Origin of the sequence: Bacillus oleivorans, assembly GCF_900207585.1 — a bacterium.
GTDB lineage: Bacteria > Bacillota > Bacilli > Bacillales > JC228 > Bacillus_BF > Bacillus_BF oleivorans.
On the sequence record NZ_OAOP01000002.1, the window covers coordinates 266,383 to 289,604 of the forward strand.

Here is a 23,222-nt window from a genome sequence, read left to right on the forward strand (position 1 = left end):
AAATCAATCGATTAATTTAATAAACTAATAGTTTCATATCTGTTTATATGTATGCATGAAAGCTCGCCCATATCCCGTGCCTACTATTTACAAATTGCCATGAAAAAAGATGGAGAAAAAGGAATAGAACTGTGATTATAGTAAAACTTAAGGTTGTAATCCGATTGCCAAGATTTTTTTAGAGGTGTAAACAGTGGTTTTAACTAATCCTTGCTATGAACGAAAACTGATTCTCCTCTCATTTGCCATTATACTTCTTTATTTATCCCCTTTATTTGTCTTAGGAGAGAATGCACACATTCGAGTTCATGATAATTTAGATTCGAATATTGCCTGGTATAAGGTGCTTATTAACAGTGGTGAATTGTTTGGCGATATTAATGCAGCCATCCCTCAAGTAATCAATGGATTGCCGCGAAATGCGCTCGCTTCGGAATTTAGCGGGATTGTTTGGCTTTATGCTCTTTTCCCGACCATGATTGCCTATGGATTGAGTCAGGCCATTACAAGATTAGTTGCTTTTTGGGGAATGTACATTCTTTTAAAAAAGCATTTTCTGCAAAACAATGAATGGGCGCTTATTAGAGTAGGAGCCGCACTGGCTTTTGCCCTGACCCCGTTTTGGCCATCCGGGATGCTGAGCACCTTAGGAATGCCTCTAGCTTTATGGGCCTTTTTAAATATTCGAAATGGAGAACGTTCTTGGAAAAACATCGCAGTACTGATTCTGCTCCCATTCTACTCAAGCTTTGTACTAGGTTTTTTCTTCTTTTTAACAGGGATGGCGCTGTTATGGCTATGGGATGGGATCAGCAGAAAAGGGTGGAACTTTCGTTTCCTTATTTCGATTGCTTTAATGACGCTCATGTTTCTTCTAGTCGAGTATCGCCTTGTCGCCTCTTTTCTATTTACAACAGAACCGAACAGCAGAGATGAATATTTTCATGCAAGGCTTCCTTTATGGCGAGTAATCCGGCTTACTTTCAAGAATTTTATTTTAGGCCATACTCATGTGATGACAGTACACGGTTTATTTATACTGCCAGTGATTCTGATGGCTCTTTTTCTTATCTTCTATCGAAAAATTTGGCGTCAGGAAAAGACCTTTTTATTTTTATTTACCCTAAATTTCGTGCTCTCTGCCTGGTATGCCTTTTGGTTTTATAAGGGATGGCTCCCCTTAACACAGCGGTTTCATGTCCTCGATACCTTTAATTTTGCGAGATTTCATTTTCTTAGGCCGCTTGTCATTTATCTGGGATTTGCAATCGCTCTGCGGATCCTTTGGCAAGAAAAAGTCTTTAGTAAGGGGATGGTCATAGCTATTCTTTGTCTGCAGCTCGTTATTTTAGGAATGTTTAATGATGAAATTATTTATCATAAAAAACCATCTGTAAAAGAGTTTTATGCAACAGAACAATTTCATGAAATTAAAGAGTTTATTGGTTTACCGCCTGAAACATATCGCGTCGCAAGTATCGGGATACATCCCGCCATCGCCCAATATAATGGGTTTTACACGCTAGATACGTATAACAATTTCTATCCCTTATCCTATAAATATAAATTTCGAAAAATAATCGCACAGGAATTAGCTAAAAATAAAACCATTAAAGAGTATTTTGATGAATGGGGAGGACGCTGTTATCTATTTACAGATGAATTGGGAAAACACTATATGTTTAAGAAAAATTCAAAAGCAAAACTGAGTAATCTGCAATTAGATATGACAGCATTTAAAGATTTAGAAGGGGGCTATATCTTCTCCAGCATTCCTATTTTGAATGCTGCAGAGAATCAGCTTGTGTTAGAAAGGACATTTATTTCAGAGAAAAGCGCATGGAAGATCTATCTATATAGAGTAATGGAAGCATAAGTTTTCCGTTCTTCTTGCAAGTAGTGACAGCTTTGGGAGGAATAGAAGCATCATGACCAAACCAGTACTGACGATTGTAGTCCCATGTTATAACGAGGAAGAAGTCTTACCCGAAACCATTAGTCAATTACAGGAGTTAATCGGGATAATGGTAAGAGATTCGATTGTAGATGAAGATAGTAAAATTTTATTCGTTGATGATGGCAGCAGGGACAACACATGGTCCATAATCCATAAAACAAGCTTACAGTCAAATTATGTAAGGGGCTTGAAATTATCCCGAAATGTAGGACATCAGAATGCATTATTAGCGGGTCTATTTTCGGCTAAAGACGTTTCCGATTGTGTTGTTTCAGTTGATGCCGACCTACAGGATGATATCTCCGTTATTCCCACATTTGTTCAAAAATTTATGGAAGGAAACGAGATTGTGTACGGTGTTCGCAATCGGCGTGATTCCGACACTCTATTTAAAAGAAAATCGGCGGAAATCTTTTATTCAGTCATGAAAAAAATAGGGGTCGAATTGATTTTTAATCATGCGGATTTCCGCTTAATGAGCAAAAGAGCGATTGAAGAGCTTGCACGGTTTGATGAAGCCAATCTTTTTTTGCGGGGAATTATTCCCCTCATTGGATTTCCCTCTGCGGTTGTTCCGTATGAAAGAAAAAAGAGATTTGCGGGGGAGACAAAATATCCGTTAAAAAAAATGCTCGCTTTTGCTTTTGACGGTATTTCTTCCTTTTCCGTGACCCCGATTCGATTTGTTTTATTTATCGGGATGGTCTCCTTCTTTGGGAGTTTGCTATTTGGAGCCTACTTCTTATTTCTAAAATTTAGCGGAAATGCACAGACAGGCTGGACGTCTTTGATTACATCGATCTGGCTGATAGGAGGTCTTCAGCTGATTGCGATTGGACTAGTTGGGGAGTACATCGGAAAAGTTTACAAGGAAACGAAACGCAGACCTAAATTTATTGTTGAGCACGATCCTTTTGTGATACAGAAATCGATTAGAGCCAGACAATTTGAAAAGAAAGAGGATGAGTTATACACCATTGCTTCTAGAAAATTACCTGAATCCAACTAATTCGTTTTTTCGGTTTATGCTTGTAGGCATCGTAAATACAATTGTAGGGCTTTCTGTAATCATGCTGTTCATGAACGGACTAGGATTTACATATTGGAGTTCAACTTTTATTGGAAATAGTGCAGGGGCAGCTGTTAGCTTCTTTTTGAATCGGGGTTTTACCTTTCAGTCAGATATTCCTTGTTGGAAAGGGCTGCCAAGGTTTGTTTGCATTATACTTATAAGCTATTTTCTTGCTTATTATCTGGGGCAGCATATTGTCAGTCTAATGTATAACCGCCCCTATCTTCCATTTTCTGAAGAAACAATTGCTGTACTTTTAGGTACAGGACTATATACACTCATAAATTATATGGGCCAGAAATATATCGTATTTCCCAAAACCTCTTCAGGTATTACATGAAGGGGTTTTTGTTTTCTGCCAATGATTAATTTTAGGAAAATCTTGTATAAAAAAAGACTATCTGGAAAAAATGGAAACTGAGTATTTTTATAGGTTGACAACTGTACTTTAATTGGAGGGTATACTGATGAAACGTTCGTTATCATGTGTGTTAGGCATCCTGTTATTTCTTAGTTCGTTATCCAATCCTGTCTTAGCCAATCAAAAAAGCGAAGAGACGCTTGCATTGGCCGAAAATGCAAAATCCGCGATTTTAATCGAAAGGGACACAGGAACTGTACTTTATCAAAAGAATCCTGACGAGAAATTACCTCCAGCAAGTATGACTAAAGTAATGACCATGCTATTAATCATGGAAGCATTGGATAGCGGGAAAATTTCACTGGACGAAAAGGTTCGTACAAGTGAGCATGCGGCTTCTATGGGGGGATCTCAAATTTTTTTGGAGCCAGGGGAAGAAATGACAGTCAAAGAAATGCTTCAAGGGATTGCAATCGGTTCTGGAAATGATGCATCGGTCGCAATGGCAGAGCATATAGCAGGTTCTGAGGAAGAGTTTGTGGCTATGATGAACGAAAGAGGCAAAGAACTTGGTCTGAAAAATACCAATTTCGTGAATACAACAGGACTCCCTGCTCAAGATCATTATTCAACGGCCAGGGATATGGCTGTGGTGGCTAAAGAACTTTTAAAATACGAACAAATTACTGAGTTCACAGGCTTATATGAGGCATATTTACGAGAAAATACAGATAAAAAATTCTGGCTTGTCAATACAAATCGGCTCGTTAAATTTTACGATGGCGTTGATGGTTTGAAGACTGGTTATACGAATGAAGCGAAATATTGTTTAACTGCAACCGCAAAAAGAGACGGAATGAGGGTCATTGCTGTTGTATTTGGTGCACCGACTCCAAAGGATCGCAATGCACAGATTTCAAAAATGCTTGATTACGCTTTTGCAAAGTATAAAACACATAGAATGTACGAAAAAGATGCAGTTGTAGCAGAAGCCACCGTTTCCAAAGGTGAAAATAATAAAGTGGAGGTGGTAACAAGCGAAAGTATCTCTCTTTTAACAAGAAAGGGAGAAAAAGTGGATGATGTAGAAAAGAAAGTTGTTATAAATGACAAGATTAGAGCTCCTCTCCAAAAGGGAGATGAAGTCGGATCTCTAGTGCTTGTGAAAAATGGGAAGGTATTAGTTGAAAGTCCATTGGTTGTAAAAGATTCGGTTGAAAAAGCTAGCTGGTGGACGTTATATAAACGTACATTTGGAAATTTTGCTAAGGTCAACTGATTGTCTAAATTTTGGACATTTCTGCGAATTTACACTAGTTTTGTCTTCTAGCAGGAGAATGATTTAAAAAAGGCGAAAGACTTTCTATACCTCAAAGCAAGGAGGCAATTTAGGTAATGAGTCTTTCGATTAATTTAGAAGTTGTACAAGAAGTCTTGTGTGTTCGCTTGAGTGGTGAATTGGATCACCATACCGCAGAACAGCTTAGGGAGGAGACAACAAGAGCCATTGAAAAGTATGGGATCCGCCATATCGTCCTTAATCTCCAGGAGCTTACCTTCATGGACAGCTCAGGACTCGGAGTCATTCTGGGACGGTACAAACAAATAAAACAAATGCACGGCGAAATGGTTGTTTGCGCCATCTCCCCAGCTGTTAAACGATTGTTTGATATGTCCGGTTTATTTAAAATAATAAGACAAGAGACAAATGAAGCTCTTGCTTTAGAAAAACTGGGGGTGGCGTAACTTGAAAAATGAAATGCATATTCAATTTAGTGCTCTAAGTCAAAACGAATCTTTTGCACGGGTAACAGTGGCCTCATTTATAGCCCAGTTAGATCCTACATTGGATGAACTAACGGAAATAAAGACGGTCGTATCAGAGGCTGTTACAAATGCGATCATTCATGGATATGAAAATATTCCCGATGGAATGGTCTACATTTCTGTAACAATCGAAGATGGAGCCTGTGAAATTACGATTCGTGATGAGGGCGTCGGGATCTCAGACATCAATGAAGCGAGACAGCCGCTGTTTACGACCAAACCTGAACTTGAGCGTTCTGGAATGGGCTTTACCATTATGGAAAACTTTATGGATGAAGTTGAGGTAGAGTCTGGACCAAGAGAAGGGACGACCATTCGCATGAAAAAGCAATTTGCTAAAAGCAAAGCGCTGTGCAATTAAGGAGTCTTGCTTATGGATGTTGAGGTAAAGATTGACACAACCCAAAGCTATTTAAAAGACCATGAAGTAAAGGAACTAATCGTAAAGGCGCAAAAAGGTGAACAAGAGGCAAAAGATACGATTGTACAGAAAAATATGCGGCTGGTATGGTCAGTTGTCCAACGTTTCTTGAATCGCGGCTATGAACCAGATGATCTTTTCCAAATTGGTTGTATTGGCCTGTTAAAATCAGTAGACAAATTTGACCTGAGCTATGATGTGAAATTTTCAACGTATGCAGTACCCATGATTATCGGGGAAATTCAGCGATTTATCCGTGATGATGGAACCGTGAAGGTGAGTCGATCTTTAAAAGAACTGGGGAATAAAATTAGACGTGCCAAAGATGAACTGTCTAAAATCAATGGCAGAGTTCCGACAGTAAGTGAAATTGCCGAGTATCTAGAAATTTCCGCAGAGGAAATCATTATGGCACAAGAAGCAAGCAGATCCCCGTCATCCATCCATGAAACTGTTTATGAGAATGATGGAGATCCTATCACTTTACTTGATCAGATTGCTGATCAGGAAGAGAATTTATGGTTTGATAAATTGGCGTTAAAGGAAGCCATCCGAGATTTAGATGATAGAGAACGGTTAATTGTGTATTTAAGATATTTTAAAGATCAGACTCAGTCTGAGGTAGCTGCCAGATTAGGGATTTCACAAGTACAGGTTTCCCGTCTGGAGAAGAAGATTTTACAACAAATGAAAGACCGAATGGACGATTAAATCAGTTCATTCGGTCTTTTTTTGTTCCAAGCTCATGCGGTGAACGGTTACTAATTATTGGACATCATGAAAAAAGGTGCCACGAACCATACTACCATTAGAGGGAAACTTTTTTCGAGGAAGTGTGTCGGATGGAAAATTCGATTTATATTCGCTTAAGACATCGCCTGCAAGTACGTCCCAATGAAAGGATTAAAGTAGGAGATGTGTCGCAAGTTATTGCTCCAGAAGAACTTCTCCAGCAAATCAAAAGACTCGTGATATATCAAATTAAAAAAGAAGATAACAATATTGTCATAATTGATGTAATGCTGGTGATTAAAAAGATTCTTGAAGTGTTCCCTGAGATTGATGTTCAGGCGATCGGGCCAACACAAACGATTGTAGAAATTATTTATCGTAAAAAAAGAGTATCCAAACTTCTTTTTATTTTAGTCTGGTTTCTATTATTTGTAGGCGCAGCTTTAACGATTATGAATTTTCATGAAGATGTAAGCATGCAAATTGTTCAGCAAAAGATCTATACCATGATTACTGGAGAAGAGGTACGTAAACCCCTTCTTTTTCAAATTCCATATTCTTTTGGTCTTGGATTAGGCATGATCCTATTTTTTAATCATGTTTTTAAAAAGCGCATTAACGAAGAACCTAGTCCTCTAGAAGTCGAAATGTTTAATTATCAGCAGGATTTAGATCGATATGTTTCATTAAAAGAAAATAAAGAGAGTATGAAACGTATTGATGATGATTAAACTGGCTCTAATCATATTTATTGGTTTTGCAGGGGGACTAGCAGTCGGAGCCGGTTTTGTCGCTTTCTTAACCGTACTGGGAATCATTCCAAGACTCACACAACTAACAAAAACAATGAAATACATTCACCGGTATGAATGGGCTGTTGTTACAGGAGCAGTCGCTGCTTGTTGGATCGACCTTCAAGACTTAATCTTTCATTTAAATGAAATTATTACGATTCCTTTAGGCCTTGCAAGCGGAATATTTGTAGGGATGCTGGCAGCAGCACTGACAGAGGTTTTAAATGTCTTTCCAATTCTTGCAAAAAGGATTCATATCGATGAAAAAATTATTATTTTATTAATGGCCATTGTTTTGGGGAAAATATCAGGATCATTGTTTCATTGGATTATCTTTGTGGACCTATAACCTTTGACAAAGGAGGCGCAGCGTTTGCCAGAACCTAAAGCGGTTATACTTGTAACGGATGGAGATGAATATGCTAAAAAAGCAATTGAATCAGTTGCACATTCAATCGGCGGGAGATGTATTTCCATGTCTCATGGGAACCCGAGTATTTTAACCGGTCAGGAACTGATTGAATTAATCCATCAAGCTCCCTCAGAACCCGTTTTTGTTATGTTCGATGATAGCGGCTATATAGGGGAGGGACCGGGTGAGACTGCATTGCTGTACGTAGCAAATCATCCAAGTGTTCATGTTTTAGGTGTAATCGCCGTTGCTTCCAAAACAAAACAGGCGGAATGGGCTAAAGTTGATATTTGTATCGATCAATACGGTGAACTGACGCCTTTCGGGGTAGATAAATTTGGAATACCTGAGATGGAAGCGGGCAGAATTAATGGTGACACCGTTTATAGTCTAGACCAAATGAATGTCCCTCTTATAGTTGGAATTGGGGATATTGGCAAAATGGGCGGCAAAGACTCATATAAAATCGGTTCACCAGTTACAAAAAAAGCGGTAGACATTATTCTTGAAAGGAGCGGTTTCAATGGCTGAGCATGAAAAACAGCATATACCGGCGGAATTAGCCAAACTGGAAGAATACATGAAGGAAAGAGTTGGCCTTGGAACTAGCTTTGATTTAGGAGTCAGAAAAGTAAAGATTTTAAAACAGGATGTAAATTTATATTTTATAAACGGATTATGCGATACCGCATTTATATTAGAAATCATGGAACAGCTGATTGAGATCAATGATCATGAAAAAGCCTCATCTGATGCTTATGATATTATTTTTAACCGTATCGTCCATCAATCGGTTTCACCTGTAAAGACTATAGATGAAATGGTGGATCATGTCCTTTCTGGGTCAATCTCCATAGTTGTAGAAGGAGCCGAATCAGCTCTAATCGTAGATGTCCGCAGTTATCCTGGTCGGCAGCCGCAAGAGCCGGATACAGAAAAAGTAGTCAGAGGATCCCGCGACGGGTTTGTAGAAAATATTATTGTTAACACCGCCCTCACACGCAGAAGAATAAGAGATGAAAAACTTCGCTTTGAGATGATTAAAGTGGGCGAACGCTCTAAAATGGATGTCTCGATTGCTTACATTAAGGATATTGCAAACCCAGATTTAGTTGAAGTGATCAGAAAAGAACTCCAGCAAATTAAAATAGATGGAACTACAATGGGGGATAAAGCAATTGAAGAATTTCTGGTCAAACAAGGGTACAATCCTTTTCCGTTAGTCCGGTATACAGAACGGGCTGATGTGGCCGCCACTCATCTGCTTGAAGGACACGTCTTAATTTATACAGATACATCACCAAGTATTATCATTACACCAACAACCTATTTCCATCATGTACAGCATGCAGAGGAATATAGAGAATCTGCTTTAGTCGGAACGTTTATCCGTTGGGTCCGTTTTATCGGTATTTTTACATCAATTGTGTTGCTCCCCTTATGGTTTTTATTTGTTCTTGAACCCAACCTTTTGCCTGAGAATTTAGCGTTTATTGGACCAAATGAACAGACTAACGTTCCGTTAGTTCTCCAGCTTTTTATTGCCGATATCGGCATAGAGTTTTTAAGAATAGCGGCGATTCATACTCCAACCCCGCTTTCGACTGCGATGGGTTTAATTGCAGCTGTTATGATAGGGGATATCGCGATACAAGTTGGAATCTTTGTTCCTGAAACGATTCTTTATGTGGCGATTGCAGCTGTTGGAACGTTTGCTACACCAAGCTACGAATTAAGTGTTGCGAATAAATTGGTACGTTTAAGTCTTTTATTATTAGTTTCTTTATTTGGTACCTATGGATTAGTGATTGGAATGACTGTTGTATTATTGGCGTTAGCAAGTGTCCGTTCTCTAAATACCCCTTACTTATGGCCGCTATTACCGTTTAATCCTGGTGCTTTTATGCAAATTGCGATTAGAAGATCAGTGCCAGGATCCAAAATCAGACCAAGCATTGTCCAGCCGAAAAACGTCCATAAGCAGCCTTAAAACCAACCCCGGGTTATCAGAGGAGGAAGCAACATTTTGTTCTCCCTTGATAGCCTTTTTTTTATTTTTGAGACATTTCTATGGTTCAATTTATTTATTTTTCACTTAAAATAATGGAAAGAACGTATAGTATGTCCTGAATATTGATACCCAATCATGAGTGTGGTAAAGTTAATTTTATTACAATAACGGATTAAAGAAACAAAAGCTAACTGAGTTACTAATAGAAGTGGGGAATGTAGATTGAAGCATTTTTTATATGGAAACCAATCAATTAATGAAAATGGCCATTTAACAGTTGATGGATTAGATACGATTGAATTAGCTGAAAAATATGGAACCCCGTTATATATATATGATGTTGGCTTAATCAGACAAAAAGCTCGTGATTTTCAAGAAGCTTTTAAAAAACTGGGCATTTCTTATCAGGTGGCATATGCGAGCAAAGCTTTTTCTTGTATTGGTTTGATTCAAATTGTCGATGAAGAGGGTCTGTCCCTTGATGTAGTATCAGGCGGGGAATTGTATACAGCGATTGCTGCTGGTTTTCCTCCAGAAAAAATTCACTTTCACGGGAATAATAAAAGCGATGAAGAGCTGATGATGGCACTAGAATATGAAATTGGCTGTATCGTAGTGGACAATGAATATGAATTATCCAGACTGATTCAATTGCTAAATGAAAGTCAAAAGAAAATGCAAATTTTAATTCGGGTTACACCAGGAATTGAAGCTCATACCCATGACTATATTTTAACGGGTCAGGAAGATTCTAAATTCGGATTTGATTTGCAAAATGGGCAGGCTGAAAAAGCAGTTCGTCAGGCAATTGCATGTGAGCATATCGAACTTTTAGGAATTCATTGTCATATAGGTTCGCAAATATTTGAAACAACTGGTTTTGTATTGGCAGCCCGGAAAATTATGGAGAAGCTGCGTGACTGGAAGGACAGCTTTGGGTTTGAGGCAAAAGTCCTTAATCTCGGAGGAGGCTTTGGGATTCGTTATACAAAAGACGATGATCCCATTCCGCCGAGCAGCTATATCTATGAAATGATGAAAGAAGTTATGGAGCAGGTGAAGGAGCAAGGGTTAACTCAGCCAGAAATATGGATTGAACCTGGCCGATCGCTCGTGGGTGACGCCGGAATTACGCTGTATAAAATTGGTTCTCAAAAGATAGTTCCAGAGGTCAGAAAGTATCTGGCTGTCGATGGAGGTATGAGTGATAATATTCGCCCGGCCCTTTATGAAGCCAAATATGAAGCAGTTCTTGCGAATCGGATGAATGAAGAAGCAGAAGAAGTAGTTTCAATTGCCGGAAAATGCTGTGAGTCTGGCGATATGCTGATATGGGATTTGCCGTTGCCGCATGCAAAGGTCGGTGATTATTTGGCTGTCTTTTGTACTGGTGCTTACGGGTATTCCATGGCAAATAATTATAATCGAATCCCAAGGCCGCCGGTTGTTTTTGTTGAAAATAAAGAAGACCAGCTGGTCATTGAAAGAGAAACGTATAAAGACCTTATCAAGCTTGATTTGCCCTTTTCAAGAAAAAAAGTCGAAACGCTTGACTGATTAATTATCCTTGACTTAAAGTAAAATTTGGCAAAGTGAGAACCTAGAAACGTTGCAATTGAGTCAGTAGGTGGGTATTCGTTGAGAAAAAAACAGATCATTCTATTTATAAGCTTTTTAGCAGGCAGTTTATTATGGGCAGCCATATATTTGTTTTATATTCTAAAATAATCCTGGTTGAAACTCCCTAATTAATACGTTACCATTATGGGAAGTAAATCTATGGTTTTTCCTAGTATACTTTAACAGTAAATGGAAATACTATATACAAAAAAAGGTTTTTTATAAGAGGGATTTTAATGTTAATTCGCTATAAAAAGAATTTTGAGAAGATTGCGATGGGCTTATTATCTTTTATGCCAAATGAAAAAGATGTTAAAAAGCTTCAACAATCAATTAAAACCTATGAAACCGACCCTTCCTGGCAGCTTTTCCTTTGGAAGGAAGGAGAGGATATTATTGGACTTATCGGTGTTATAAAACATGAGAATTCTTTTGAAATTCAGCATATTTCCGTTAATCCGTCTCACCGTGAACAAGGAGTAGGAAAAGCAATGATTCAGGCATTAAAAGAAATGTATCCTGATTTCACTATAACGGCCAATGATCTAACTTCATCGTTTTACGCAAAATGTACGGAAGAATAAAAATAATTCCTTTAACCGAATTTGCGGGCGGTCTATTAATAGATAAAAGAAAGAGTCTCAGAAAGAACTCTTTCTTTTTTTTCTGATTGCTTCTTTTCTTGATTCTTCAACCTCTGTGCGATCACGCATTTTATGTTTGTGGATTATGTCAGCAGACGGGAAAGCTTCAGCAGATCCAAATGTCCAACTATGCTCCTTGCAGACTTCTATACATTCAATCAGCAGTTTTTTATCGAGAATAGGAAGATTTACACTTTTATACGGTTGATTGTTCTCAATTTTTTTGATTTGCTCGTTCAGTAATTTAAAATATAGTTTGGCGTCAAGTCCTAATTTTTCTAATGCGGACTGTTCAGACGTAAGCGTATTTTTAGACTTCTTAAACATTTTTTTCGCTCCAGTCAGGTTCCCTCTCCGATAGTGATAAAACCCAACTGCTGTTTGAATCAATCCTACCCAGATCCTTTCTGAATTGCCTTCTGGACTTTTCCAATATTCCTCCAACACTTCATGACATTCAAAATAATCCCGATTTCCATGAAAATATGATAAAAATAATATATAACTATACGGATACAAGGGAATTCCCCCTTTTATGAAAATTCTTCTTTTAACTAGGGTACCATGATTCCAAAAATGAAGGAAATCTTTAAATAAATCAATTTTTTATTGGAGTTACTAGAAGAATCCTCTATACTTAAGGTTAGTTTCATTTGAAATTTACAAGTAGGCGTGAGTATAATGGAATATTTAGTGAAAATTGATGCTTTTGAAGGTCCGCTAGATTTATTATTACATCTGATTCAAAAGCTTGAAATTGATATATATGATATCCCAATGAAAGAAATAACCGAACAATATATGTCTTATATTCATACAATGCAAGAGCTTCACTTGGATGTGGCCAGTGAATATTTAGTTATGGCCGCTACTTTGCTTGCAATTAAAAGTAAAATGCTTCTGCCAAAACAAGATCCGGAAATGCTGATAGATGATGAGTATCAGTATGAAGAAGATCCGCGTGAAGAATTAGTGGAACGCCTGATCGAATATAAAAAATATAAAGAAGTGGCCAAGGAGCTAAAGGACCGGGAAGAAGAAAGAAGTCTTATGTTTACGAGGCCGCCTATCGATTTATCTCAATACGAGAAAACAGAAATTCCGGCTAATATTGATTTAAATGTCAGTGTATATGACATGATTGCAGCCTTTCAGAAATTACTAAGACGAAAACGGCTGCAGCGTCCGCTTTCAACACGGATTACGAGACAGGACATATCAATTGAGCAAAGAATGGATGACATCCGAGCATTGCTGCATCCATACTTTAAGAAGCCGTTTTTTGAATTATTCCAGTATCAGGATAAGTCACAATTGGTCGTTACTTTTTTAGCTTTATTAGAACTGTTAAAAAGAAATGAAATTACCGTTCAACAGCAGGATAATTTTTCAGAACTTTTTATTTTAGCTGTGTAACTGGGGTGAAGGGTGATGTTTGTGAATTGGCAGGGAATTATTGAAAGTCTTTTATTTGCTGCAGGAGACGAAGGGCTGACTAGTAAACAGATTGCTTCGGTCCTTGAAAAACCGGAAGCGGAAATCCGAACACTCATACATGAGATGAAAAAGGATTACGATGAGTCTACTAGGGGATTAACAATTGTTCAATTTGGTGATACCTATGAATTGGTAACCAAAAAAGAATTCGCTGATTATTTAAAGATGCTGGTAGAATCTCCACATCAGCATTCACTTTCCCAAGCTGCACTTGAAACGCTTGCTATTATTGCCTATCGTCAGCCAATTACAAGAGTAGAAATTGAAGAAATTCGGGGGGTTAAAACAGAACGCCCAATTCAAACCTTAATGGCAAAGGGATTAATAGAAGAATGCGGCCGTGCAGAAGGAACAGGACGGGCTTATCTATACGGGACGACGAAAACCTTCTTAGACGTTTTTGGCTTAAAGGACCTTAATGAATTGCCTAAGCTGCCGGATGATGTTGATGACCAAGATGTTCAAAATGAAGCCGATCTCTTTTTTGAAACCTTCCAGGAAAGATTAGATGTTTGATTTTTCAGACAAAAATATTTTTCCTTATGGTAGAATAGGATAAAGTACCAAGTTGATACTCTGCCTACCTGGAAGGAGGATTTTGTTTGGAAATCTTAGCTCTTAGCGGGGTTGAATTAGAAAAAGCTCAGCCTAATTCCCCAGAGGATGGCTTCTCAAGAAGTATAGTTACATACATAGACGGAGATAAAGAATACACCTTTCAATTGCTTTATGTGCGTTACTTTGAAGAGCTGATTATTAAAGAAACACCTTATTCTGAACAGCCCTTATTTTTTTCTGGGACAACACCTTGTTATATTCGGGATCTGGCTGCATGGATTTATTTAATGGCAAATCCCGCGGCGATAGGGAAAAAAGAAGTGTATCTTCATGATGAAACCCCTTTAGTAAATGCATTCAGACAAACGAATTGGGAGCAAGCTGAAAAAATGTTTAGTGAATTTTGTACAAATAAGAAAGCAACCGTCCGTTCTCCCATATTATTTATAAAACAGCCATGAAATCATTCAATTAGGAGGAGTTAGTGTGGCTCATTCTTTAGTAAAGATACAAATCCAGCATGCAAATTCATTCCTGGAAGAGTCTGTAGCAAGGATTGAACAATTTCTAAATACGACAACCCTTCAATCACTGCAGGGAGAAAAAGACGGAGATCTAATGTTCTATAAAGGAATAGCATCAAACCTCCGAAGATTATGTGTCTTTTGCGAAGAAAGCTTGGATACATGTCAATTGTTATTAAACAAAGAAGATTTTTCAAAACAGGCAGCAGAAAAAACGCTTTACAGAATCTATCATCAATGTATTGAAGAGTTTTTCTCGCCAAAATCTGACCTTTGGTATGAAGATAGCCGTTCTGCCTATACAGGAAAGAACAGTATAAAATTTAGAAAGAGTGTCCCATTATCTGTCGAACATTTAATGAGTGATTTAGAACAGCCCTTTCAAAAAATGAGAGAAGAATTAGAGTACTATGAAACAGACTACGCTACAAAGATAACCCAAAATAAATAATGCCAAAAAAAGCAGACCAGCCAGGTCTGCTTTTTTGTGGCCGCTTAAAAAGGATCCCTCAGCTACAAAACAAAAGAAGTATGACTTGGAAAAGGTAAATAGGATAACCCCATCTCATATGATAGAGATGAGGAAGAATGAGAAGAGGGATGTATGTGATTCAAAACGAAGATTTTGTACGGGAAGTGAAACGGTGGCTCGAAGAAGTCAAAGGATGGATTGAACGTAACAACATTAGTGATGAAAATATTGAACATTACGTTACTTTTATTCTTGCTGAAATGGATCATGAAAATGAAAGGGACAGCCAAGAAGACAGAGCGGGAATGATTCAAAATGCTGTCTGGCAATTAGATGAGCTTCTGCAAACAAAATGGCATACAGTCAGATCTGAATCCATCAGACAGCAAAATGCTGTACCGGCAGGCAAACATGTCTTACCTCCGCTCCCCTATTCATATGATGCCCTGGAGCCATTTATTTCGCAAAGGATCATGAGGCTTCACCATACAAAACATCATCAATCATATGTAGATGGATTAAACAAAGCTGAGAAGAAGCTTGAAGAAGCCAGAAGAAGCAATAACTTTGAATTGGTAAAACATTGGGAAAGAGAATTAGCTTTTCACGGCTCCGGACATTATTTACACACGATCTTTTGGAATAATATGACTCCTCGGGGGGGAGGTCGTCCCAGCGGAGAACTTGCTAGAGACATAGATGCCTATTTTGGTTCCTTTGCCGCTTTCCAGAAACATTTTTCAGAAGCTGCCAAACAAGTAGAAGGTGTTGGATGGGCCATTCTAGTATGGTCCCCTCGATCTAGACATTTAGAAATTCTTCAGTCAGAACGTCACATGATTTTAACACAGTGGGATACGATTCCGTTACTCGTGCTTGATGTATGGGAGCATGCTTATTACCTTCAGTATGAAAACCGAAAAGCAGAATATGTGGATGCCTGGTGGAATGTGGTTAACTGGAGAGACGTAGAAAAGCGGTATGAAGAAGCTAAAAAAATAGCCTGGAAGCCTTATTAAAGAGATTAGTATATGCTAGTCTCTTTCTTTATGTTCTTGGGGGCGTATTCTGTATAGCTTGTGTTCATATATGGACAGGTCCTGCATAAACTTGTACAAAAGCGAAAAGCGGATACGCGCTGGAGCTAAAAAGTCCGCCAGGAGCTTGGCGCTGGAGCTAGACAGTTATCAAAGTTCAGAATTTATACGCTTTATAATTCAAAAAGGAGAAGAGAAAATGCACAAGATTAAAAAAGTCGTCTTACTACTGTTTTGTTTCATACTATTAATGAATGTCTTCGCAATTGAAGCAAAGGCTTTATCTGTGAGTGCATATAGTGCGATTCTAATAGATCAGGATACTGGTCGTGTGTTATATGAAAAAAGAGCTCATGAAAAAAGACGAATCGCCTCAATTACAAAAATAATGACGGCTATCTTAGCAATTGAGTCGGGAAAATTAAATGAGACCGTAACAGTAAGCGAACGGGCTGTTAGAACAGAAGGCTCCTCTCTCTACTTGAAAACAGGGGAAAAGATTAAATTACAAGATTTAGTGTATGGACTGATGCTTCGTTCTGGAAATGATGCCGCGGTTGCTATTGCTGAACATGTGGGGGGAAGTCTCGAAGGCTTTGTTTATTTAATGAACCAAAAAGCAATGGAGCTTGGCATGAGGAATACGCATTTTGCCAATCCGCACGGTTTAGATGATTCAGATGACCATTATTCTAGTGCATATGATATGGCTATCTTAACAAGTTATGCAATGAAAAACGAAGCGTATCAAATAATTGCTGGTACGAAAGTGTACCGGGCCCCAAACCCTGATGAGAAGTGGGACAGAGTTTGGCGCAACAAAAATAAGCTGCTGACAAGATTATATGAACACAGTACCGGGGGAAAAACTGGCTATACAAAATTGGCTGGGAGAACGCTTGTTTCAACAGCTTCCCTCGATAATATGAATCTGGTCGCTGTTACGTTAAATGCTCCAAGCGATTGGAATGACCATATCAATCTGTTTGAATATGCGTTTGATACGTTCGAAAACATAACACTCGTACATAAAGGGGAAGTTATCGAGTTAGATGATAGTTATTATGAAGGGAAAGTTACAATTAAGAATTCCTTTTCCTATCCGGTAAAGGAAGAAGAGATAGAGGACTTTCGCGTAGAGTATCGAATGATTGAACCAAAAAAACAGTGGGAAAGACACCCAGAAGAAATTCCAGAAGTTGTCGGAAAGGCAATTGTTTATTTCCATGAAGAAGTCATAAAAGAAGTGCCGATCTATTATAGTGCGGGATCAAGGGACGAAGAAACTTGGTTTGAATTGTTTAAGGGAATATTTACTGCATTCGTGGGTGTCAATCTGTATGGTTAATTATATATGGGTATCTCTCACTATAATTGGGATCTTATTTGCTATCATTAATGGAAAAATGGATGAAGTGAATAAAGCTTTATTTGATGGAGCAAAAGAAGCTGTTACCATTTCAATTGGTCTCATCAGTATTTTGGTATTTTGGCTGGGAATCATGAGAATTGCCCAAGAAGCCGGACTTTTAAATTTATTTGGCAGGCTTTTTAAACCAATTGTTAAGCGATTATTCCCAGAAGTGCCTCCAGAACATCCGGCGATGGGATATATTCTTTCAAATATGATGGCCAATATGTTTGGGCTTGGTAATGCGGCAACCCCATTAGGGATCAAGGCTATGGAACAACTCAAGGAACTCAACGGGAATAAACCGATAGCGAGCCGTTCAATGATTACTTTTTTAGCAATTAATACTTCCAGTCTAACGCTAATTCCGACAACTGTTTTAGCAATAAGGATGAATTATCATTCAGCTAACCCGACAGAAATTGTATTTCCAACGATTATTGCAACCATCTGCTCTACAGTAGGGGCTATTATCATTGACCGGTACTATTATTGGCGGAGAATTAAAAAGGGGAGGGATCTATAATGGAACTCATCAGCATTATCTCTCTTTGGCTGATTCCGCTGATTGTCGGAGGAATTCTTCTTTATGGAACCTGGAAAAGGGTACCGACTTACGAGACCTTTGTTGAAGGCGGTAAAGATGGAATCCAAATTGCTTTTTCTATCATCCCTTATTTAGTAGGGATGCTGGTCGCTATCACTGTCTTTCGGGCCTCTGGTGCACTCGAATATTTTATGGGACTGCTAGAGCCGCTTTTACTTTTAATTGGAGTCCCTCCTGAAATTGTTCCATTAGCTATTATCAGGCCAATTTCAGGAACGGCAGCTTTAGGTATGACAAGTGATTTAATTGCAACATATGGACCTGATTCCTTCATTGGAAGACTGGCATCTACACTTCAAGGAAGCACGGACACTACGTTTTATGTTTTGACGGTCTATTTTGGTGCAGTTGGCATTAAAAAGATGGGAGATGCGTTAAAGGTAGGGCTTTGGGCAGATCTAGTCGGTATTATGGCCTCCATTATTATTGTCACTATTGTATTTGGAAAATAATATTGTGGTGTAATGGAAATGGACATGCCCGAACAGGGTATGTCTTTTTTTGATATTTACTAAGATACTAGTTAGTTTTTGGTAAATCGAATAACCTTTTTTCAAAGCGGACATAGAATCCGTTATTTCCTTAAAAACCATTGTTTTATTGATTCAATCGGACATACGTTCCGTTAATTGCGGTAAATCGACTAAAAAACGCTTTGTTTTACCAAAATAACGGAATCAGTGTCCTAAAATCTAGCAAATCTCCCGTTTTGTCACAAATAACGGAACCAGTGTCCGAAAGAACCAAGTAGCCGCCACTTAACACGTGTACAGATTTCTATTCCCTCACATTATGCTAAATACTCGAACTAAGTCTGAATCCTCACTTCAATTCCCGAATTTAAAATGTGTCTAAATCGGAAATAATGTAAACATGTCCTATTTAAGAGCTCATAATTGTTTTACTTGTAAGGCCGAATAATTACGGGTAATATGATGGAGGGGTGAAAACTATGGAACGCCTGCAAAAGGTAATAGCACAAGCTGGAGTCGCATCCAGAAGAAAAGCGGAAGAATTAATTGCTTCTGGCAAAGTAAAAGTAAATGGGCAAGTTGTACTAGAGCTTGGTACAAAGGTTAAACCATCCGATCAAATAGAAGTAAACGGGATTCCGCTTGAAAAGGAAGAACCTGTTTATTTTTTGTTTTATAAACCAAGAGGGGTTATTTCTAGTGTAAAGGACGATAAGGGAAGAAAGGTAGTTACTGACTTTTTTCCAGAGTTAAAAGAAAGAATATTTCCAGTCGGTCGCCTGGATTATGATACATCAGGGATTCTTTTGATGACTAATGACGGGGAGTTCACAAATCAGATGACACACCCACGTTATCATATCCCAAAAACCTATATTGCGAAGGTTAAGGGAATTCCAAGTAAAACAGAAATAGCACAGCTGCAAAAAGGTGTAAAGCTAGAAGATGGCATGACTGCGCCTGCAAAGGTTAAAATGCTGTCGTTTGATAAACGCAAGAATAGTTCTATCTTGGAATTAACAATTCATGAGGGGAAAAATAGACAGGTCCGCCGCATGTTTGAAGCAATTGGACATCCTGTTTTAAAATTAAAAAGGGAACGTTTTGCTTTTTTAACACTGGATGATCTTAGCCCTGGAGATTCTCGCGAATTGACACCGCATGAAGTAAAACAATTGCGGAACTTAATCCAAAATGGATGAAAGTGATAAGTGTCACACAACCTTCAAAATCTAATTCTGACTAAGTAGCTGAAAGTGCTATAATATCACTGAAATGAAGCTTCCTAAGGAGGTAGTAATCCTATGGAAAAAAAGCAAAATAGACTAATTCTTAGAACAATTATATTAGTATTGCTATTTTCAGCTGTCGGATATGCGCTTTATTCAAATCTGACACAAGCTGACCGTGAAACGATTGGTGTCGGTGATAAAGCACCGAACTTTGCTTTAGAAGATATGGAAGGCAATGTACATAAACTCTCAGACTATGAGGGTCAGGGTGTTTTCTTGAACTTTTGGGGAACATGGTGTGAGCCTTGCAAAGTAGAAATGCCATATATGGAAAATCAATATTCTTATTATAAGGATGATGGAGTTACGATTTTAGCTGTTAATGTCGGCGAATCGACAATGGCTGTTGAAAAATTTGTTGAAGAATACGGTATGACTTTTCCAGTTTTAAGAGACACGAAAAGTTCGGAAGTGCAGCGGGCTTATAATATTGCACCTCTTCCGACTACTATTTTAATTAATCCAGAAGGGGTTATTGAAGAAATAATTACAACAACCATGACAGAAGAAAAAGTTCGTGAATCTATGGAGAAAATTAAGCCTTGATTCTAGGGAGTTTTTATGATGAATCACGTAAAATGTGAATGTGGCCATGTGAATCCTCATGGAACTGTTCTGTGTGAATCATGTGGAAAAATATTAGTAGAAACAGAAGAAAAGAAAAAACTGGTAGATATGCGATATGAGGGAAGTGCCAGGCGATCACAGACGTACAAAAAAACGATCGTAGATCGAATCTGGAACTTCTTTTCCTCTGTAAAAGTAGGAATTTGGCTGATTGTCGTTACCCTTAGTGTGTCAGCAATAGGAACAATCCTTCCGCAAGAAGAGTTCATTCCGCAAAATGTTCCTGCAGGCAATTATTATGAGAGTGAGTACGGCTGGTTTGGACGATTATATTATTTATTAGGGTTTCAGGATCTTTATGGATCATGGATTTATCTCTTATTAATTGCGTCCATAGGAGTTTCTCTTGTTATTTGCAGCCTGGATCGGGTTGTTCCTCTTTATCGTGCACTAAAGCGGCAACGAGTGATTAAGCACGAAGGCTTTATGAAAAGACAGCGTCTTTATATAATGGCTGAAGGTGAAGCTGCAAAGCTTGAAGAAACATTTGAAAATATTAAACAAAATTTACAGAAAAAAAGGTATCATATTAGAGATGAAGACGGCAGTTTATTAGCAGAAAAAGGACGATTTTCCCGTTGGGGTCCGTATATTAATCATATCGGTCTTATCATATTCTTGATTGGCTGTATGCTTCGGTTTGTACCAGGGATGTATGTGGATGAACAGCTTTGGGTTGAAGAAGGAGAAATCAGACCTATCCCTGGGACAAACCGCGAATATTATCTAGGAAACAATGAATTTATCATTGATGTTTATGATGGTACTGAACGAAATGGTGTATTTGAGGAATCGCTTGAAAGAACGAATGGGGATATCGTAAGTAATTATCAGTCAAATGTTACGTTGTACAAGCGTTCTTCTGAAACTGTATTAGGGCAGACACCTGAGCTTGAAAAAGTTAAAGATTACTCAATTCAGGTCAATAAGCCTCTGAAATTTGATGGGTATTCCCTTTATCAGATGTCCTTTAACCAAGGCGAATTTAAAGCTATGACTTTTACACTCATCAATCAGGAGACAGGGGAATCTTACGGTGAAATCAAAATTGATTTAGAAGACCCTCAGGAAGTGTATGATTTAGGAAACGGATACAAAGTGGCAATAGTCCGTTACTATCCGGATGTTAAATTTGATGAAAACTTAATACCTACGAATACATCACCGTATCCAAGGAATCCTGCTTTTATCTTTAATGTCATATCTCCTGAAAATCAACAAGGAGAAATGAGTATCGTTGCGATTCAGCAGACGTATGACCCTTCTGGGCAGAACAAATACAAAATGAAGTTTGCCATGATGGAAAGCAAAGAGGTTTCAGGGCTGACTGTTCGGAAGGATAACACAATCTGGATTTTGGCTCTCGGGGGTCTGATTTTTATGATTGGTGTTGTTCAGGGGGCCTACTGGAACCATAGAAGGATTTGGATTCAAAAACAAAAAGATCATGTATTAATAGCGGCTCATACCAATAAAAACTGGTACGGATTAAAGAGAGAATTAGAAAAAGTTTTCGAAGAAACCCCTCAATTTATTCCAGAGGATCAAATGGAAAAAAACGAGGGCTCCGAATAGGGAGGTAGCCATTTCATGGTTGAATTAAGCGGAAATTTACTATTTATAGCATTTATTCTTTACCTGTTAGGAACCTTCATTTTTGCTGGTTCGATCAGACAAAAGAAAAATATGGATGTGCAAAAAAAGCCTGAGAGATGGTCCAAAGTGGGAATTGTTGTGACCATTTTTGGATTTATCGCACAGCTTGGGTATTTTATTACCAGATGGATAGCAGCAGGACATGCTCCAGTAAGTAATTTATTTGAGTTTATTACATTCTTCGGCATGATGCTTGTTGCTGCCTTTATCGTTATCTTTTTTATCTATCGCAATGCAGTGCTTGGCTTGTTTTCCTTGCCGATTGCTTTATTAATCATTGCCTATGCGAGTATGTTTCCTAATGAAATTTCTCCTTTAGTGCCATCTTTAAAAAGCTACTGGCTTCATATTCACGTAACAACCGCTGCCACAGGTGAGGCAGTTCTCGCCATCAGTTTTGCAGCAGGGCTGATCTACTTGATTAAGTCAATTGATCAGACAAAAAGCTCCAAGTCAAGCTTTTGGCTGGAGGTCGTTTTGTTTAGTTTAATTTCAGTACTAGGTTTTATATTGACGACCTCTTCATTTGCAATAGCTGATTATGAAAGCCAATTTGTTTATACCGATAAAGATGGAGAAACGGCAGAAACAACTTATACCCTGCCTGCCATAGTTGGTCCTCATGAAGGAGAACTAGTAACAGAAGGACATATTGAGCCTATGGTTCAGGTTCCGGCTTTTATCAACGCTAAGAAATTGAATACTGTATTATGGTCATTGGGGGCAGGGGCCGTTCTTTATCTGCTCATCCGGCTCATCACTAGAAAGAGAATCGGAGCCTTATTAAAGCCTCTAACCAAGAATTCCAAATTAGAACTTTTAGATGAAATAGGCTACCGTTCTGTTTTAATAGGTTTTCCTATTTTTACGTTAGGTGCGCTTATCTTTGCGATGATTTGGGCGCAGCTTGCGTGGAGCCGATTTTGGGGCTGGGACCCGAAAGAGGTTTGGGCTCTGATTACCTGGTTATTTTACGCTGCCTTTTTACATTTACGGCTTTCAAAAGGATGGCACGGCGAAAAGTCTGCATGGCTAGCAGTAATTGGATTTGCTATAATTATGTTTAATCTTATTGTTGTCAATCTCGTTATTGCGGGACTTCATTCCTACGCTGGGGTGTAAACAGTGCAGGAAGGTATGCATTTTCAATTTCAGTATGACCTTCACAGAAAACTGTGAAGGTTTTTATACATTCAAACTATTTTAAATATGTTAGG

26 protein-coding genes are annotated in these 23,222 nt (G+C 38.3%); 25 read left to right on the plus strand and 1 reads right to left on the minus strand.

Annotated features, from left to right (window positions below):
- The first annotated feature begins 193 nt into the window (after window positions 1-193).
- The 13 genes from CRO56_RS04790 (at window position 194) to CRO56_RS04850 (ending at window position 11,791) form a co-directional block, all read left to right on the plus strand.
- On the plus strand, window positions 194-1,876 hold the full coding sequence (locus CRO56_RS04790; RefSeq protein WP_097157475.1) for a DUF6044 family protein: 1,683 nt from the start codon (window positions 194-196) through the stop codon (window positions 1,874-1,876).
- 52 nt (window positions 1,877-1,928) lie between these two features.
- On the plus strand, window positions 1,929-2,966 hold the full coding sequence (locus CRO56_RS04795; RefSeq protein WP_097157476.1) for a glycosyltransferase family 2 protein: 1,038 nt from the start codon (window positions 1,929-1,931) through the stop codon (window positions 2,964-2,966).
- The gene (locus CRO56_RS04800; protein ID WP_097157477.1) at window positions 2,920-3,369 is read left to right on the plus strand and encodes a GtrA family protein; all 450 of its coding nucleotides are present in this window, start codon (window positions 2,920-2,922) and stop codon (window positions 3,367-3,369) included. The genes CRO56_RS04795 and CRO56_RS04800 overlap by 47 nt, the downstream gene beginning before the upstream one ends.
- Before the next feature lie 127 nt (window positions 3,370-3,496).
- Window positions 3,497-4,669, plus strand: a complete 1,173-nt coding sequence (locus tag CRO56_RS04805) for a D-alanyl-D-alanine carboxypeptidase family protein (RefSeq protein WP_097157478.1) — start codon at window positions 3,497-3,499, stop codon at window positions 4,667-4,669.
- 116 nt (window positions 4,670-4,785) lie between these two features.
- Window positions 4,786-5,136 carry an anti-sigma F factor antagonist gene (spoIIAA, locus tag CRO56_RS04810; RefSeq protein ID WP_097157479.1) on the plus strand — a complete coding sequence of 117 codons (351 nt, stop codon included), beginning with the start codon at window positions 4,786-4,788 and terminating at the stop codon, window positions 5,134-5,136.
- Window position 5,137: 1 nt separating this feature from the next.
- The gene (gene spoIIAB, locus CRO56_RS04815; RefSeq protein ID WP_097157480.1) at window positions 5,138-5,578 is read left to right on the plus strand and encodes an anti-sigma F factor; all 441 of its coding nucleotides are present in this window, start codon (window positions 5,138-5,140) and stop codon (window positions 5,576-5,578) included.
- Between the two features lie 12 nt (window positions 5,579-5,590).
- Window positions 5,591-6,349, plus strand: coding sequence for an RNA polymerase sporulation sigma factor SigF (gene sigF, locus CRO56_RS04820; RefSeq protein ID WP_097157481.1), 759 nt, complete (start codon window positions 5,591-5,593; stop codon window positions 6,347-6,349).
- Window positions 6,350-6,480: 131 nt separating this feature from the next.
- Window positions 6,481-7,101: a stage V sporulation protein AA gene (locus tag CRO56_RS04825; protein ID WP_097157482.1), complete on the plus strand. Its 621-nt coding sequence runs from the start codon at window positions 6,481-6,483 to the stop codon at window positions 7,099-7,101.
- Complete coding sequence (locus CRO56_RS04830) at window positions 7,091-7,513, plus strand: stage V sporulation protein AB (RefSeq protein ID WP_097157483.1); 423 nt, start codon at window positions 7,091-7,093, stop codon at window positions 7,511-7,513. Before CRO56_RS04825 ends, CRO56_RS04830 begins: the two co-directional genes overlap by 11 nt.
- Window positions 7,514-7,537: 24 nt before the next feature.
- Complete coding sequence (gene spoVAEA, locus CRO56_RS04835; RefSeq protein WP_097157484.1) at window positions 7,538-8,107, plus strand: stage V sporulation protein SpoVABEA; 570 nt, start codon at window positions 7,538-7,540, stop codon at window positions 8,105-8,107.
- On the plus strand, window positions 8,100-9,566 hold the full coding sequence (locus tag CRO56_RS04840; RefSeq protein WP_097157485.1) for a spore germination protein: 1,467 nt from the start codon (window positions 8,100-8,102) through the stop codon (window positions 9,564-9,566). Before spoVAEA ends, CRO56_RS04840 begins: the two co-directional genes overlap by 8 nt.
- A 243-nt stretch (window positions 9,567-9,809) precedes the next feature.
- Window positions 9,810-11,144, plus strand: a complete 1,335-nt coding sequence (lysA, locus tag CRO56_RS04845) for a diaminopimelate decarboxylase (protein ID WP_097157486.1) — start codon at window positions 9,810-9,812, stop codon at window positions 11,142-11,144.
- Between the two features lie 299 nt (window positions 11,145-11,443).
- Complete coding sequence (locus CRO56_RS04850) at window positions 11,444-11,791, plus strand: GNAT family N-acetyltransferase (protein ID WP_097157487.1); 348 nt, start codon at window positions 11,444-11,446, stop codon at window positions 11,789-11,791.
- Window positions 11,792-11,848: 57 nt separating this feature from the next.
- Here the strand turns inward: CRO56_RS04850 and CRO56_RS04855 are convergent, their stop codons facing one another.
- Window positions 11,849-12,370 (minus strand): DUF309 domain-containing protein, encoded by a 522-nt coding sequence (locus tag CRO56_RS04855; RefSeq protein ID WP_179714172.1) that lies wholly within the window; start codon window positions 12,368-12,370, stop codon window positions 11,849-11,851.
- Between the two features lie 162 nt (window positions 12,371-12,532).
- Here CRO56_RS04855 and CRO56_RS04860 point away from each other — a divergent pair, with 162 nt between their 5' ends.
- The 12 genes from CRO56_RS04860 (at window position 12,533) to ccsB (ending at window position 23,127) form a co-directional block, all read left to right on the plus strand.
- Window positions 12,533-13,267 (plus strand): segregation/condensation protein A, encoded by a 735-nt coding sequence (locus CRO56_RS04860; RefSeq protein WP_097157489.1) that lies wholly within the window; start codon window positions 12,533-12,535, stop codon window positions 13,265-13,267.
- Between the two features lie 12 nt (window positions 13,268-13,279).
- Window positions 13,280-13,864 (plus strand): SMC-Scp complex subunit ScpB, encoded by a 585-nt coding sequence (scpB, locus tag CRO56_RS04865; RefSeq protein WP_097157490.1) that lies wholly within the window; start codon window positions 13,280-13,282, stop codon window positions 13,862-13,864.
- Between the two features lie 86 nt (window positions 13,865-13,950).
- Window positions 13,951-14,367, plus strand: a complete 417-nt coding sequence (locus CRO56_RS04870; RefSeq protein ID WP_097157491.1) for a hypothetical protein — start codon at window positions 13,951-13,953, stop codon at window positions 14,365-14,367.
- 25 nt (window positions 14,368-14,392) lie between these two features.
- A complete protein-coding gene (locus CRO56_RS04875) occupies window positions 14,393-14,881 on the plus strand; it encodes a YpuI family protein (protein WP_097157492.1) in 489 nt (162 codons plus the stop codon).
- A gap of 155 nt (window positions 14,882-15,036) precedes the next feature.
- Complete coding sequence (locus tag CRO56_RS04880; protein WP_354237423.1) at window positions 15,037-15,921, plus strand: superoxide dismutase; 885 nt, start codon at window positions 15,037-15,039, stop codon at window positions 15,919-15,921.
- 217 nt (window positions 15,922-16,138) lie between these two features.
- A complete protein-coding gene (locus tag CRO56_RS04885; protein WP_097157493.1) occupies window positions 16,139-17,287 on the plus strand; it encodes a D-alanyl-D-alanine carboxypeptidase family protein in 1,149 nt (382 codons plus the stop codon).
- Complete coding sequence (locus tag CRO56_RS04890; protein ID WP_097157494.1) at window positions 17,280-17,876, plus strand: nucleoside recognition domain-containing protein; 597 nt, start codon at window positions 17,280-17,282, stop codon at window positions 17,874-17,876. The genes CRO56_RS04885 and CRO56_RS04890 overlap by 8 nt, the downstream gene beginning before the upstream one ends.
- Window positions 17,876-18,409 carry a spore maturation protein gene (locus CRO56_RS04895; protein ID WP_097157495.1) on the plus strand — a complete coding sequence of 178 codons (534 nt, stop codon included), beginning with the start codon at window positions 17,876-17,878 and terminating at the stop codon, window positions 18,407-18,409. The genes CRO56_RS04890 and CRO56_RS04895 overlap by 1 nt, the downstream gene beginning before the upstream one ends.
- A 500-nt stretch (window positions 18,410-18,909) precedes the next feature.
- Window positions 18,910-19,632 (plus strand): pseudouridine synthase, encoded by a 723-nt coding sequence (locus CRO56_RS04900; protein WP_097157496.1) that lies wholly within the window; start codon window positions 18,910-18,912, stop codon window positions 19,630-19,632.
- A 102-nt stretch (window positions 19,633-19,734) separates the two neighbouring features.
- Window positions 19,735-20,268 carry a thiol-disulfide oxidoreductase ResA gene (gene resA, locus CRO56_RS04905; protein ID WP_097157497.1) on the plus strand — a complete coding sequence of 178 codons (534 nt, stop codon included), beginning with the start codon at window positions 19,735-19,737 and terminating at the stop codon, window positions 20,266-20,268.
- An 18-nt stretch (window positions 20,269-20,286) separates the two neighbouring features.
- Complete coding sequence (gene resB / locus CRO56_RS04910; protein ID WP_097157498.1) at window positions 20,287-21,924, plus strand: cytochrome c biogenesis protein ResB; 1,638 nt, start codon at window positions 20,287-20,289, stop codon at window positions 21,922-21,924.
- Window positions 21,925-21,939: 15 nt separating this feature from the next.
- Window positions 21,940-23,127 carry a c-type cytochrome biogenesis protein CcsB gene (gene ccsB, locus CRO56_RS04915; RefSeq protein ID WP_097157499.1) on the plus strand — a complete coding sequence of 396 codons (1,188 nt, stop codon included), beginning with the start codon at window positions 21,940-21,942 and terminating at the stop codon, window positions 23,125-23,127.
- Window positions 23,128-23,222: the final 95 nt, after the last annotated feature.

Excerpts from the sequence above, each read along its gene's own strand:
- CRO56_RS04795 (WP_097157476.1), top strand. The coding sequence starts at position 1,929 with ATGACCAAACCAGTACTGACGATTGTAGTCCCATGTTATAACGAGGAA.
- CRO56_RS04800 (WP_097157477.1), top strand. The coding sequence starts at position 2,920 with ATGAGTTATACACCATTGCTTCTAGAAAATTACCTGAATCCAACTAAT.
- CRO56_RS04805 (WP_097157478.1), top strand. The coding sequence starts at position 3,497 with ATGAAACGTTCGTTATCATGTGTGTTAGGCATCCTGTTATTTCTTAGT.
- spoIIAA (WP_097157479.1), top strand. The coding sequence starts at position 4,786 with ATGAGTCTTTCGATTAATTTAGAAGTTGTACAAGAAGTCTTGTGTGTT.
- sigF (WP_097157481.1), top strand. The coding sequence starts at position 5,591 with ATGGATGTTGAGGTAAAGATTGACACAACCCAAAGCTATTTAAAAGAC.
- CRO56_RS04825 (WP_097157482.1), top strand. The coding sequence starts at position 6,481 with ATGGAAAATTCGATTTATATTCGCTTAAGACATCGCCTGCAAGTACGT.
- CRO56_RS04830 (WP_097157483.1), top strand. The coding sequence starts at position 7,091 with ATGATGATTAAACTGGCTCTAATCATATTTATTGGTTTTGCAGGGGGA.
- CRO56_RS04840 (WP_097157485.1), top strand. The coding sequence starts at position 8,100 with ATGGCTGAGCATGAAAAACAGCATATACCGGCGGAATTAGCCAAACTG.
- CRO56_RS04850 (WP_097157487.1), top strand. The coding sequence starts at position 11,444 with ATGTTAATTCGCTATAAAAAGAATTTTGAGAAGATTGCGATGGGCTTA.
- CRO56_RS04860 (WP_097157489.1), top strand. The coding sequence starts at position 12,533 with ATGGAATATTTAGTGAAAATTGATGCTTTTGAAGGTCCGCTAGATTTA.
- CRO56_RS04885 (WP_097157493.1), top strand. The coding sequence starts at position 16,139 with ATGCACAAGATTAAAAAAGTCGTCTTACTACTGTTTTGTTTCATACTA.
- CRO56_RS04890 (WP_097157494.1), top strand. The coding sequence starts at position 17,280 with ATGGTTAATTATATATGGGTATCTCTCACTATAATTGGGATCTTATTT.
- CRO56_RS04895 (WP_097157495.1), top strand. The coding sequence starts at position 17,876 with ATGGAACTCATCAGCATTATCTCTCTTTGGCTGATTCCGCTGATTGTC.
- CRO56_RS04900 (WP_097157496.1), top strand. The coding sequence starts at position 18,910 with ATGGAACGCCTGCAAAAGGTAATAGCACAAGCTGGAGTCGCATCCAGA.
- resA (WP_097157497.1), top strand. The coding sequence starts at position 19,735 with ATGGAAAAAAAGCAAAATAGACTAATTCTTAGAACAATTATATTAGTA.
- resB (WP_097157498.1), top strand. The coding sequence starts at position 20,287 with ATGAATCACGTAAAATGTGAATGTGGCCATGTGAATCCTCATGGAACT.
- ccsB (WP_097157499.1), top strand. The coding sequence starts at position 21,940 with ATGGTTGAATTAAGCGGAAATTTACTATTTATAGCATTTATTCTTTAC.